12 protein-coding genes and 1 riboswitch are annotated in these 13,959 nt (G+C 31.2%); of the genes, 2 read left to right on the forward strand and 10 right to left on the reverse strand.

Annotated features, from left to right (window positions below; translation table 11 throughout):
* Window positions 1-5 precede the first annotated feature (5 nt).
* The 4 genes from CLRAG_RS12380 to CLRAG_RS12395 all read right to left on the reverse strand — a co-directional run bounded on the left by CLRAG_RS12380 (window position 6) and on the right by CLRAG_RS12395 (window position 4,044).
* Entirely contained in the window at window positions 6-989 is a 984-nt protein-coding gene (locus tag CLRAG_RS12380; protein WP_065078716.1) for a 2-keto-3-deoxygluconate permease, read from the reverse strand.
* 159 nt (window positions 990-1,148) lie between these two features.
* The gene (locus CLRAG_RS12385) at window positions 1,149-2,171 is read right to left on the reverse strand and encodes a sugar kinase (protein ID WP_065078717.1); all 1,023 of its coding nucleotides are present in this window, start codon (window positions 2,169-2,171) and stop codon (window positions 1,149-1,151) included.
* 18 nt (window positions 2,172-2,189) lie between these two features.
* Window positions 2,190-2,840, reverse strand: a complete 651-nt coding sequence (locus CLRAG_RS12390; RefSeq protein ID WP_065078718.1) for a bifunctional 2-keto-4-hydroxyglutarate aldolase/2-keto-3-deoxy-6-phosphogluconate aldolase — start codon at window positions 2,838-2,840, stop codon at window positions 2,190-2,192.
* Between the two features lie 442 nt (window positions 2,841-3,282).
* Window positions 3,283-4,044: an IclR family transcriptional regulator gene (locus CLRAG_RS12395; RefSeq protein ID WP_065078719.1), complete on the reverse strand. Its 762-nt coding sequence runs from the start codon at window positions 4,042-4,044 to the stop codon at window positions 3,283-3,285.
* Between the two features lie 667 nt (window positions 4,045-4,711).
* Window positions 4,712-4,833: riboswitch (SAM riboswitch) on the forward strand.
* Window positions 4,834-5,004: 171 nt separating this feature from the next.
* Between CLRAG_RS12395 and CLRAG_RS12400 the strand changes: the two genes are divergently transcribed.
* The gene (locus CLRAG_RS12400) at window positions 5,005-5,805 is read left to right on the forward strand and encodes a hypothetical protein (protein ID WP_065078720.1); all 801 of its coding nucleotides are present in this window, start codon (window positions 5,005-5,007) and stop codon (window positions 5,803-5,805) included.
* A 39-nt stretch (window positions 5,806-5,844) separates the two neighbouring features.
* Entirely contained in the window at window positions 5,845-7,341 is a 1,497-nt protein-coding gene (locus CLRAG_RS12405) for an amino acid permease (RefSeq protein ID WP_065078721.1), read from the forward strand.
* A gap of 47 nt (window positions 7,342-7,388) precedes the next feature.
* Here the strand turns inward: CLRAG_RS12405 and CLRAG_RS12410 are convergent, their stop codons facing one another.
* The 6 genes from CLRAG_RS12410 to nadA all read right to left on the reverse strand — a co-directional run bounded on the left by CLRAG_RS12410 (window position 7,389) and on the right by nadA (window position 13,670).
* Complete coding sequence (locus tag CLRAG_RS12410) at window positions 7,389-8,303, reverse strand: PLP-dependent cysteine synthase family protein (RefSeq protein WP_065078722.1); 915 nt, start codon at window positions 8,301-8,303, stop codon at window positions 7,389-7,391.
* Window positions 8,304-8,337: 34 nt separating this feature from the next.
* Window positions 8,338-9,480 carry a bifunctional cystathionine gamma-lyase/homocysteine desulfhydrase gene (locus CLRAG_RS12415; RefSeq protein ID WP_065078723.1) on the reverse strand — a complete coding sequence of 381 codons (1,143 nt, stop codon included), beginning with the start codon at window positions 9,478-9,480 and terminating at the stop codon, window positions 8,338-8,340.
* 591 nt (window positions 9,481-10,071) lie between these two features.
* The gene (locus CLRAG_RS12420; protein WP_167351573.1) at window positions 10,072-10,269 is read right to left on the reverse strand and encodes a hypothetical protein; all 198 of its coding nucleotides are present in this window, start codon (window positions 10,267-10,269) and stop codon (window positions 10,072-10,074) included.
* A 58-nt stretch (window positions 10,270-10,327) separates the two neighbouring features.
* The gene (gene nadC / locus CLRAG_RS12425) at window positions 10,328-11,158 is read right to left on the reverse strand and encodes a carboxylating nicotinate-nucleotide diphosphorylase (protein ID WP_065078725.1); all 831 of its coding nucleotides are present in this window, start codon (window positions 11,156-11,158) and stop codon (window positions 10,328-10,330) included.
* 6 nt (window positions 11,159-11,164) lie between these two features.
* Window positions 11,165-12,730, reverse strand: coding sequence for an L-aspartate oxidase (locus tag CLRAG_RS12430; protein WP_242872142.1), 1,566 nt, complete (start codon window positions 12,728-12,730; stop codon window positions 11,165-11,167).
* Window positions 12,731-12,755: 25 nt separating this feature from the next.
* Complete coding sequence (gene nadA, locus CLRAG_RS12435) at window positions 12,756-13,670, reverse strand: quinolinate synthase NadA (protein WP_065078726.1); 915 nt, start codon at window positions 13,668-13,670, stop codon at window positions 12,756-12,758.
* Between the last annotated feature and the right edge of the window lie 289 nt (window positions 13,671-13,959).

Genomic DNA, 13,959 nt, shown 5'->3' on the forward strand with positions numbered 1-13,959 from the left:
CATATTTATGATTCTTGCAAAGAAGCATTTTTTGCTTTTTGTTCATCAAATTTAGGACAACCATATCTCTTTGCCATCCATGCTACTAGGGGCGGTACTATTATAACTGTTAAAACAACTGCTGCTGCAATTTGTGTTGTAGCTGATGCAACAAAAGGTTTATACTTTGGGTCTATAATCGCAATTGCTGCCGGGCTAGCTATTGTATTTCCAGCTGCACTTGCTATTGCTGCTCCTGCATAACCAGGTCTTTTATTAATATATCTATCAGCAAGTATTGACAATCCACCACCAACAAAGAATACTAATAATCCCACCAATATTCCGCTAAGTCCTGCTTTTATTATGAGGCTGAAATTTATGCCTGCACCTATTGTAAATCCTACAAATGGTATTACAATACTAGCTCCAGGTGAAAAGAAATCTCTTAAATCCTTATCTGCATTGCCTAAAATGCATCCTACTAATAATGGTACTATAGCTGCAAGTAATGACAATAAAGGAATACTGGCAAGTCCTGATGCTCCTAAAGTTATAAGTGCTAAAAATGGTCCATCATGAATATTTAAAATACCTTGTGCTGCTGTATCCTTACTATCACCATACGTTCCCATTAAAGAAAGATACAAACTTCCGTTAGATCCGGTAACTGAACATATAATTGCTAGTACAGATATTCCCAAGAAACCTGATAGTCCAAATATTTTATTTGTAATTATTGCTAAAATAAGACCGGCTAGATACTTTGCTACAAGTAACACACTACCTCTTCTTAATGCTTCAGGTGCTTCTTTAAATTTAAGATTTGTACCTACAAAAAACGTCTGTAATCCTACAAAGCTTGCTACACCTGCACTTGAAAAAACTGCTGTAGTAAATGATCCTATTTTTAGCGCATGAGGTGCAACTGTATTTATTATTGCACCAATAAGTAAAGGAACAACCATCATTCCTCCTGGAACTTTTTGAACCGTTTTCATGATTTTCATGAAATAACCCTCCTCTTTAATTTATATTCTAAAATTGCACTTCTTCTTTCTATATATTTTTGCATTTATTAAATTTCGTATTGTGAAATAATGTTTCATAATAATTTGCACAGTTTTATTATACAAAACATTATTTCATTATTCAAGTATAGATTTATTTTATCTTTGCAAAGAACCATAGATATTTCCAGATAGCAAATTCTTTACTTCTTCTTCTGAAACTAAATTAAAATCCCCTTCTATACTATGCTTTAAAACTGAAGCAGCAACTGCAAACTCTAAAGCGTCTTTATAATTAGAACCACTTACTAATTTATAAATAAGCCCCGCTGCAAAAGCATCACCTGCTCCTACTCTATCCAATATATTAAAATTATACTTTTTTGAATGATATAGTTCATTTCCATCATAAGCAACAGCAGATAATCCATTATTATCAGCCAAATAGCTTTCTCTTAGTGTTGTAACTACATACTTTAAGTTGTAACTTTTACACATATTTTTAAAAATTTTAATATATTTAGATTCATCAAAATCTTTTTGTGCAAAATTGGCTGTATTATACCTAAAATCTTTATTCTTATTACTATCTAACCATCCTATACATAAATCTGCATCTTTTAAAATTTCTGACATTGTATTCTCAAATTTGTCAAATGGCCACAATTGTTTTCTATAATTTAAATCTACACTCACTGGGATATTATATTTTTTAGCAGACTTTAAAGCTTTTTTACATATTTCAATACAATTTTCACCAAGTGCTAGTGTTATACCTGAAACATGAAACCAATCTGCATCTTTAAGTATCTCATCAAATTCAAATTCATCTACAGATGCCTTTGTAATAGCTGAATTATCCCTATCATAAACTACTTTCGAAGATCTAACAGAAGTTCCTTTTTCATAAAAATATATCCCCATTCGACCCTTACCCAATTTTATGTAATCTGTATTTACTCCATATTCCTTTAAAAAAGCCTCTGCTGATCTTCCTATAGGATTATTCGGTAATTTACTTACAAAATATGAATTCACTCCAAAATTTGCTAATGAAACTGATACATTTGCTTCTGAGCCTCCGTAAATAGCATCAAAAGTATTTGCTTGACAAAATCTTTTGCATCCTTGAGTAGATAACCTCAATAATAATTCTCCTAAAGTAACAACTTTTTTACTCACTAAATTTCACCCCCAAAATTATATTTCATTTTTTGCTTCCCTTATCTTTTTTACAAATTCCCTAGCTATTACAGTTATTTTTTCATAGTTACCATCTTTAGCTGCACCTGTTAATTTTCCACCTACACCAACAGCAACACATCCATTTTTAATCCATTCTTTAACATTATCTAGACTAATGCCCCCAGTAGGCATTAGTGGTACATATGGAAATGGTCCTTTTATTTCCTTTATGATTGATGGCCCAAAAGCACTTCCCGGAAACAATTTTATTATATCTACCCCAGCTTCCAATGCCTTAACAATTTCTGTCATAGTCATACAACCTGCTATATAAGGGATTTGATATCTATTACATAGTTTTGAAGTGTCAATATCAAATGACGGACTTACAATAAATTGAGCTCCAGCCAAAATTGCTATTCTAGCAGTTTCACTATCTAGTACAGTGCCAGCTCCTACCATCAATTCATTAACATTAAATTTTTTTCTTAATAACGTAATGACCTTATCTGCGTTTGGTACAGTAAATGTAATTTCTACAGCATTCACTCCTCCATTAATACAAGCTTGTGAAATTTTTTGTGCTTCATCTTCATCTTTAGCTCTAACAACAGCTACAATACCAACATCTATAATTTCTTTTAATATTTCAAATTTAGAAATCATTTTCTTCCCCTCTTTCTATATACTTATTAATATATTATATATTTCATTATACGAAATGTGATTTCATAATTCAAAACTTATATTTCTCTATTTTTTTAAATAAGCTTGTATTAAATAGATTATTCTTTAAAATTCTTAAAAAAAGTAACGATTAAATAATCTCAAGTAATTTGTCATTAATTTAGCTTCAGAAAAAATAAGCAAAAATAATGGAGATGCATCCGCATCTCCCAAAAATATATATAATTATATTGATAAGTGTTAAAAAAGTAGAAATATTTAGTGCTATCATCCCCCATAGCTTTCACCCATTAGTACGCACCTTGGGCTGGGCACACATAAAAATATAGTTGAAAATTTAAATTTCCAACTATACAAAACTAAATCAAATTTATTTTATAAAATTTATCTATATCCTCAAATAAAAAGAGCTTAGATACTATTAATCTCTGTAACCAAGCTCTTTTGATATTGTATTTGCACATTCTAAAATCCAATTAGAAAAATCATTTACTTTATTAGTTGTAAAAGTAAGTATGGAACCTGATATACTTATTGCACCACACAACTCACCTTTATAATCTTTTATAACAGTCCCAATACACCTTATTCCAATCTCATTTTCTTGTTCATCAATGGCATATCCTTTTCTTCTAATTTCTTTTAAATTTTTTTTCATATCACCTATGTCTGTTATTGTTTTGTCTGTCAATTTTTTAATATTACTTTGTTGCCAAATCATATCAACTTCTTTTTCTGTCATTTGAGACATCATGGCTTTCCCTACTGAAGTACAATACATAGGTATCCTCTTTCCTATACTCGAATACATTCTTATAGTCTTTTGAGGTTCTGCTTTAAAAACATATACCATTTCTATTCCATCTCTTACTACTAAATGCACAACTTCATTAGTCTTTTCCATTAGATTTCGTAAATATGGCAAAGCTACTGTTGTTAAACTCATATTTTCTACTTTCTTATTACCTAATTCAAAAAGTTTCAACGTCAAACTATATTTACTATTATTTTGATTCTGCTTTACATATCCTTTATATATTAAAGTAGCTAATAGTCTGTACACTGTACTTTTGTGTAAGTTTACTTTTTCACTAATTTCGGTAATTCCTAATCCATTTTCATAGTCAGAAAGAACTTCTATAATAGAAAGAGATCTGTCCACAGATTGAACTATTTCCTGCATTAAAACCATCCTTTTTTAGAAATCTATTTGCAATGAATCAGCGGTTAATTATACTATTAAATTATAGTCATCCCTTGTAATTTTGTCAACTTACCTTGCTAATAGTCTACTGGGCTAATGGACTGTAATTAGAGTTTCCCCGGAGATACTTTATTCATAATTAATTATTGACAAATTTAATTTGAGGATACATTATAAATATATATTTTAAAAATAAAGCAATTTGGTAATATGTCTATGAAAATAAATAAGTATATAACCATTATTTAACTGGCTATAAACTTATTTCACGAGGAGATTACAGTATGAATGAAAAAACAAATAAAATAAAAGTAATATTAAAAAGTCGTTTGTTTTGGTTATTAATCATTATTGTAATATTTATTATTACAATAATTAAAAATTGGAGTCAATTACATATTTAAAAGTAAAAGGAAATAAATATAATTTTATTTCCTTTTATATCTACGACCACCATAAGGATCTACTTCTTTAAGTATCTTATCAAAATTACTGAAATAGTACGAACATTTTGATTTAATATATTATTTTTGATCAACAGATAACATGTCCTGACATAATTAGATTTTTATTGACATTGAAAAACATAACATATATAATACATATTAGTTAATAAGAATTTTACAAAAAATTAAAATTAAATAAATCCTTATCAAGAGAAACTTAGGGACTGGCCCTATGAAGTTTCAGCAACCTCATGTTTTGCCCATGCTTAAACATGTAAAGGTGCTAATTCCAGCAGATCATAATAATTCTGAAAGATGAGGGAGAGATGTTTTTTTTAATAAACTCTCGTAATAACCTATGCTATTTATCCTCTTCTTTTTGGGAAGAGGATTTTTTATTTTTCAGTAAAAAATTTGTGAATTTAAAATATATTACTTAAAGAGAGGAAGTGAATAATGTATTTTTATATATTAAAATACATTAGTACAAATTATGGACAAACTTACATCAAAAGAAATTATAAAACTTGGACTAAAAACTGGAGCTTCTCTAGCAGGCATTGCAAATGTTGAGGACCTAAAAAAAGCCCCTGCCTTCACTGTAGTACCTAAGATGCCTAAATACAACGGTGTTGGAACTTATATGCGTGGAGAAAAAGATAAATTTCTAACAGAAGTTCTATGGCCCCAGGGAATAAAAAGTGTACTTATTTTAGCTTATCATCATCCTGTAGACAATCCTGCTGTGGATTATTGGATTGAAGATCACAATACTATAGGCAACAAAAAATTAATTAGTATTACCAAAAGTGTTAAAAGCATATTGGAAAATGAAGGTATAGAAACCTATTCTTTTAATTATCATGTGGAAAAGGGTGGAATATTCCTAAAAGATTCAGCAGTAGTGGCTGGATTAGGATGTATAGGAAGAAATAACTTATTGGTGACACCTGAGTATGGTCCACACATAAGATTACGAGCACTTGGTTTAAATTTAGATTTACAATCAACCGGACCTTCTGGATACGATCCATGTAAAAGCTGCGAAATTAAGTGCTGGCAAAAATGTCAAAAAGGTGCATTTGCTAAGGAAATATATTTTTCTTCAGAATTAGGTAGAAGTGAACTGCCTGGAAGAGTAGGAAATTTTGATAGGACCTTGTGTAATATACAAATGGAAGAAGATGTAGCTAGTATTAAGCCTATGAATATACCTGAAGTTTCCACAGAAGAACCCGTTAATATTATAAAATATTGTAGAATATGTGAATATGCGTGTCCCATAGGTAAATAACTATATATTTTATTGCTAAACAAAAGGAGGAAGTTTAAAATGGACACAAATTCAAAATCAAATGAACAAGGTCAACTTAAAAGGACTCTAAAAGCCAGACATATGAACATGATTGCCATAGGAGGATCAATTGGAACTGGTTTATTTTTTGCTAGCGGAAGTGCAGTTAGCACAGCTGGACCTGGCGGTGCTGTTTTAGCTTATGTAATTATGGGAATCTTAGTTTATTTTTTAATGACATCCCTCGGTGAAATGGCAACACTGCTGCCTATATCAGGATCTTTTGAAACTTATGCTACAAGATTCATTGACCCTGCACTAGGTTTTACCCTTGGATGGAATTACTGGTTTTGCTGGGCAATATGCGTTGCAGCTGAATTGGTTGCAGGCTCAATGATTGTTAAATTCTGGCTTCCGAATACCAATACTACTTTATGGAGTATGCTATTTTTAGTAATAATTTTTATTTTAAATATTCTTTCAGCAAGAATTTACGGTGAAAGTGAATATTGGTTTGCAAGTATTAAAGTTGTCACGATTATAGTATTCCTCATAGTAGGTGTTCTCATGATATTTGGCATTTTAGGTGGAAAATCACCTGGATTAAGTAATTGGGTACTATCAGATGCTTCTGGAAAGAAAGGGCCTTTTGTTGGCGGAATACCTGCTATTATTAATGTATTTTTAGTTGCAGGATTTTCTTTCTCCGGGACAGAAATAGTTGGCCTTGCCGCAGGTGAATCGGAAAATCCTGAAGAAAATGTTCCTAAAGCTATAAAAAATGTTTTCTGGCGTATTTTACTATTTTATATGGGGGCAATTATAGTAATTGGTTTTTTAGTTCCTTTCACCGATCCAAACTTATTAAAAAGTGGTGCAGATAATATTTCATACAGTCCTTTTACCATGGTATTTAAAAGATCTGGTCTTGCAATTGCAGCAAGTATTATGAATGCAGTAATTTTGACATCAGTCCTATCATGTGGTAATTCAGGCCTTTACGTAGCTTCACGTATGCTTTATTCCCTATCCAAAGAAGGAAAAGCACCTAAATTTTTATCAAAAGTAAACAAACATGGTGTTCCTACAACTGCTTTATACGCCACAACTGTTATTGCTTGTTTTGCTTTTTTCGCCTCTTTGATTGGAGATGGAAAAATATATTACATACTCTATAATGCTTCTGGTATCACAGCCTTCTTTGCATGGTTAGGTATAGCTATTTGCCATTATAGATTTAGGAAAGCATACACTGCACAAGGTAAAAATTTGAAGGATTTGAAATATAGAGCTAAGTTATATCCATTTGCCCCCATTATATCTATAATACTTTGTATAATTGTTATATTTGGCTCTAACATATGGGTATTTCAAGCTAAAACATTTAGCTGGTTTGATTTTGTAACAAATTATATGTGCATTCCTATATTTATATCTTTGTATCTTGGATACAAGATTATTAAGAAGACAAAGATAGTACCTCTCAAAGAATGTAACTTTGAGTATAATGAAGATGAAAAAAAACCATCAGCTTAGTTTAGCTGATGGTTTTCTCTCTTGTTTTAATCTAAAACCTTCGCAATTTATTCATATAAGTTTTTGCTAAAATATCTGTCTCCTCTATCCGGAAATACTGTAACTATATTACCTTTATCTATAATTTTAGCTAGCTTTAATGCAGCTGCAATTGCTGCTCCAGAAGATGAACCCACTATCAATCCCTCACGTTTAGCCAGTTCTTTAACTAGTGAAAAGGCCTCCTCATCATTTATCTTTATGACTTTATCCACTAATTTCAAATCCATAGTGTCTGGCAGGAAGTCATTTCCTATACCTTCAATGGCATAACCGTGTTCTTCAGTGCCGCCGCCAAGAGTAGATCCTTCCGGATCAGCTAATACAGCTTTTACATTACTATCTTTTTCTTTCAAATATCTTGCTATTCCTGTAAAAGTTCCCCCACTTCCAGCTCCAGCTACAAAGTAATCTATCTTACCGTTTAACTGCTCATATATTTCAGGACCTGTTGTAAGGTAATGAGTCTGTGGATTGTCTTCATTTTCAAATTGACCAAATGATATAGAATTGGGAATTTTGCTTAAAAGTTCTTTTGACTTTTCTATAGCTCCTCGCATACCGTCTTTTTCAGGAGTATGCACTATTTCTGCACCAAGTGCCCTCATAAGCACTTGCTTTTCTATGGAAAATTTCTCTGGGACCGCAAATACTACTCTATATCCCCTATTGAGTGCTCCAAGTGCAATTCCAAGTCCAGTATTTCCTGCTGTAGCTTCTACTATAGTATATCCTTTTTTTAACTTTCCTCTTTTCTCTGCCTGCTTTATCATATAATCCCCAATTCTGTCTTTTACACTTCCTCCTGGATTGAAATTCTCAAGTTTAGCATATATATTCACACCATCTTTTAAATCAAATTCATTTATCTTTAATATAGGAGTCTTTCCTATCATTTCCTTTATATCATCAAAAACTTCCATTTAAAAATCCTCCAATCAAATTATTTATCAAACTCTATTTTGAAAGCTCAATTGCCTTTTTTAAGTCTTTTACCAAATCTTCTTTATTTTCTATTCCAACAGAAAGTCTTGCCAAATTGTCTACAATTCCAACTTTTTGTCTTATTTCATAAGGTATAGCTGCATGGGTCATAGTAGCAGGATGGCACATTAAAGATTCCACTCCACCAAGACTTTCTCCAAAAGTTATAAGTTTTAAATTCTTAAAAAATTTTTTTATATCTATATCCTTTTTCAGTACAAAGGAAATTATAGCTCCATAACCTCTAGCCTGTTTTTTCTGAATTTCATAGCCTTTATGGCTATCAAGTCCCGGATAATAAACTTTTTCTACAAAAGGACTTTCATTTAAAAACTGAGCTATATAGGCTGCATTTTCAAGGTGTCTATCCATTCTAACTGACAATGTTTTTATTCCCCTTATCAAGAGCCAACTGTCAAAAGGTCCTAATACTCCACCTGTTGAATTTTGTATAAAATACAGTCTTTCAGCTAACTTTTCATCATTTACAACAACAAGTCCTGCAACTAAGTCGCTGTGTCCCCCCAAATACTTGGTTGCACTGTGAAGTACTATATCTGCTCCGAGTTCTATTGGATTTTGAAGATAAGGTGTCATAAAAGTGTTGTCTACAATAGTCAAAAGGTTATTTTTCTTTGCAATTTCAGATATCTTTTTTATATCTGTTATATCCATAAGTGGATTAGTTGGGGATTCAATATATATTGCCTTTACTTCTTTTGTAATGCTACTTTCAACTTTTTCCAGGTCACTTGTATCAATCAATTCGTAGTTTAAATCAAAATTTTTAAATACTTTATCAAGTACCCTATAGGTTCCACCATATACGTTGTCTGATATTATTATTTTGTCTCCACTTTTGAAAAGTGTCAGCACGGCAGTTATCGCTGCCATTCCTGAGGCAAATGCAAATCCATTTTTACCTTCTTCAAGTTGTGCTATAAGTTTTTCAAGTGCCTCTCTAGTTGGATTTCCCGTTCTTGAATATTCATATCCTTTGTTTTCTCCAAGTCCACTTTGCTTATAGGTTGACGTCTGATATATTGGAACACTAACTGCTCCTGTAGTTTTATCCCCATCAACCCCACCGTGTATTAATAATGATTCTATATTCATCTGTTTATTCTCCTTTCTTGATTCCCTATAAATAATTTCAATATAAAAAATTTTCAATTATTTTCAAATGTTATATTTTTGAGTTCCGGATTCTCAAAAACAAAAAAACCTTCTGCCTCAATTCAGAGGCAGAAGGATTACTTCCGCGGTTCCACTCTGTTTATCCTATAAAAAATACATATAATGGGACAACTTAATTTTTGGTACAATCATACCTCAATGCTTTAACGGGCATATACGCTGAAGTCTACTAAACTTCAATTCAGAGCTCCAAGATGCACTTCAATTATCATCAACTAAGATCTCCTTTCATCCAAGGGAAATCCTCTCTGTAATAGTCAAATTATAACCTACTCTTCTTATCATCGCAATTCATAGTTATTTACTAAGATTTAATTTAAATTTATGATACTACGTAATTTAAATATTATCAAGTATTATTTTTAATTTTTATTTTATTTTTTTACTTTACATATGTAAGATTTTATCATTATAGTATTTATGGGGTTGTTGCACTAAGTAATTTACATACAATATGTTGGAACAACATACTGTAGTATTCAAGCTTAGTGTAACAGCCCCACTTTAAATTTATTCTGCATCAATTTTATCCAGCAGTTTTTCAATATACTCAAGTATAACCCTTTGTTTTATATCTTGAAACATTTCATCAGTATCCCATATCTTATCTTTTATACAAAGACTGTCTTTTATACATATACTTTCTCTTAATCTAGTTGCATCCAGTTCCAATTGACTTTTTAACTCTTTCAAGTTTTCTATAGCCAATGTCATCACCTCATTTGTTCCTCTTAATATACTATTCATGACTTTAAAATTAGGAACTCTATATAAATCTTAAACTTATATCCATCGCTTTTACAGAATGTGTAAGAGAACCTATAGATATTATATCAACACCTGTAGAAGCAATATCCACTATAGTATTTTCGGTGACATTTCCCGAAGCTTCTAAAATAAACTTTTTATTTACAAATTTCACAGCCTTTCTCATAGTATCTACATCCATATTATCCAACATAATTACATCAACTTCAGTATTAACTGCTTCTTTCAGCTGATCCAGATTTTCTACTTCTACTTCTACTTTAGCTGTAAATGGAATTTTATTTTTTATTCTTTTAACAGCTTCCGTTATAGAACCTACTGCCCTTATGTGATTATCTTTAATCATTACAAAATCAGACAAATTCAGCCTATGATTGTATCCTCCTCCTGCTGTAACAGAATATTTATCCAAAATTCTAAATCCAGGAAGAGTTTTTCTTGTATCTACTATTTTCACATCATAATCCTTTACTAAATCAACCATGTTATTAGTTTTAGTTGCAATTCCACACATTCTTTGAAGTATATTAAGGGCAACCCTTTCTCCTTTTAATATAGATTTAGAATTTCCTTCTAATTCTACAATAACATCATCTTTCTCCACTTTGGAACTATCTTTTGCCTTGATGTTGAATCTTATACTGCTGTCCACAATTTCAAATACTCTTTTAGCCACATCAATTCCAGCAATAACACCTGACTCCTTTGCAATAAATCTTCCTTTTGAAACTTCACTTTCCAAAAGCAAATTATCTGTAGTAACATCACCATAATTTATATCTTCTATAAGAGCATTTTTTATTAATTTATCAACTATTAAGTAATTCAAATTCAATCACCTCAAAACTACGTTATCTTTAGAATAATCTTCAATATAATTACTTCCTATGGAAGTCTTGCTTTCCAAAGTAGCCATAATTATACTTCTAGCAACTTCATACATATTATAAACTTCTACTTGTTCAATACTTTTAAAATTTATATATTGAATTTTAAGGAGAACTTCATCTACAACCTTTAATGCACTTTTAATGTTATCAATTTTTCTAACTATTCCCAAATTATTTTCCATTAATATCTTCAGATTTTCTTTAAGTTTTGAAAAGTCCATGTGATTTTCTTTACATTGAGGAATAAATACACTGTCTTCAAAATTATCTTCATCTATAACTTTCACTTTATTTAAGATATCCTCTGCAGCCCTTTTCCCAAAAACCAGAGCTTCCATTAAAGAATTACTGGCAAGCCTATTTGCCCCATGAACCCCAGTACAAGCGCATTCTCCAACTGCATAAAGGTTTTCCATACTAGCTCTTCCAAACAAATCCACCTTAATACCACCCATAAAATAATGTTCAGCTGGAGTTACAGGTATGTAATCCTTATATATTTCTATACCATTGTCTTCGCATTCACTATAAATTTTATTAAATCTATTTTTCAAAAAATTTTTTTCGTACATAGTAGCATCCAAATAGACATATTTAGAATCAGTTTTTTGCATTTGATCACTAATTGCCCTAGCTACAATGTCCCTAGGAGCAAGTTCCATCCTTGAATCATATTCTTTCATAAACCTGTTCCCACATTTATTTTTAAGTACTGCACCTTCCCCTCTTACAGCTTCAGATATTAAAAACATTTTTTCCTCATTATTTTTAGAGTATAAAGCTGTAGGATGAAATTGAATGTATTCCATATCTTCTAAGGTTACCTTTGCCCTTATTGCCATGGCAATTCCATCTCCTGTAAGTACATCTACATTTGTAGTTTTAGAAAATAACTGTCCAATTCCACCAGAGGCTATTACACAACACTTTGACTTTAAATAAACAAATTTATTTTTGTAAAATGTCATTATACCACAACATTTGTTTTTGTTATCAACAATATCCAGAGCGAAGATATTAGGTATTATTTCTATATTGGAAGCATTTTTAGCCTGGTTTACAAGAACCTCCATTATAGCTTTTCCTGTAGAATCTCCATTTACATGAAGTATCCTTGGAATAGAATGATTTCCTTCAAAAGACCTATAAAAGTTACCTTGGGAGTTTTTATCAAATTCAACTCCAAGACGAACCAAATCATTTATAGCTTTCTCAGATTCATTTACAAGTACATTTACAGCTTCCAAATCATTAACATAGCATCCTGCATTTATAGTATCCTTTATATGAAGCTGTCTGTCATCATTTTGTATACTTGCCGCAATTCCTCCCTGAGCCAGGTACGAATCACAATCATATAAATCCTTTTTGCTCAAAACCGCTACTCTTAAATTTTTAGAAAGCATTAAAGCAGTATAAAGTCCTGCTATTCCTGCTCCAATTATAACTGCATCAAAACTCTTGCTTTCACAGGAATTCATGTTATAGTTTGCTAAATATCTTCTTTCCACTTTACATCACCAGCCTATATAGAATTTATTCAATACGTAACATTTTCTCAAGGGAACCTAATGCCTTTATTCTCATTGATTCAGGAATAAATATTTCATGTTCCATATTTAAAAGAGAATTGTGAACATCTTTTAGTGTAGTCATTTTCATATTTTGGCATACAAGTCTTGGACTTAATAAATAGAATTTTTTCTCAGGATTATCATTTTTCATTTTATGAAGCACCCCTATTTCAGTACCTATTATGAATTCCTTGTTTGGTGATTTCTTTGCATAGTCAATTATCTGTGACGTACTTCCAACAAACTCAGCACTATCCCTTATTTCTTTTGAAACTTCAGGATGTACTAACATTTCAGCTCCAGGATGCTCTTCTTTTATTTTTTTAACATCTTCTATAGTTATTCTAGCATGAGTTATGCAGTGACCACCTGACCAAGGTATAATCTTTTTATCTGTAACTTTTTCGGCTACATAACTGGCAAGATTTTCATCTGGTACAAATAATATCTCATCCTTATCTATGCTCTCTATAACTTTAACTGCATTAGAAGAAGTACAACATATATCACTTATAGCCTTAACCTCAGTAGAAGAGTTTATATAACACACTACAGCTGCCTCTGGATGCTTTTCTTTTTCCTCCATAAGTTGTTCTTCGTCTATACACTCTGCTAAAGGACATCCTGCATATTTTGAAGGAAGTAAAACTCTTTTATTTGGTGATAGTATTTTTGCACTTTCTGCCATAAATTTAACCCCACAAAATACTATAACTTCATTATCCATTTTAGCAGCAGCTCTACTTAGTGCAAAAGAATCCCCTACAATATCTGCTATATCTTGAACTTCTGGCAGTTGATAATTATGCGCTAATATGCAAGCATTTTTTTCTTTTTTCAACCTATTTATTTCATTTATTAAAAATGTTTTATCCATATTACACCTCTAAAATAATATTTTTATTTGATAATATATTAATATTTTTATACCATACCAATATTTTTATACTACAATTTGATGTATATACACCAGTATATACTATTTTTTATATTTTAACAACATACAATAAAGGTACTACTAAATTCCACCTTTACAATTAATCGAGTAGGAGCTGAATAATTATTTTATTCAGCGACCTCTCACACCACCGTGCGTACCGTTCGGTACACGGCGGTTCAATAGGAATTAATGTACTAATGAATAAGTTTCTGAAATAGAGATTAGT

The organism is Clostridium ragsdalei P11, assembly GCF_001675165.1.
GTDB lineage: Bacteria > Bacillota > Clostridia > Clostridiales > Clostridiaceae > Clostridium_B > Clostridium_B ragsdalei.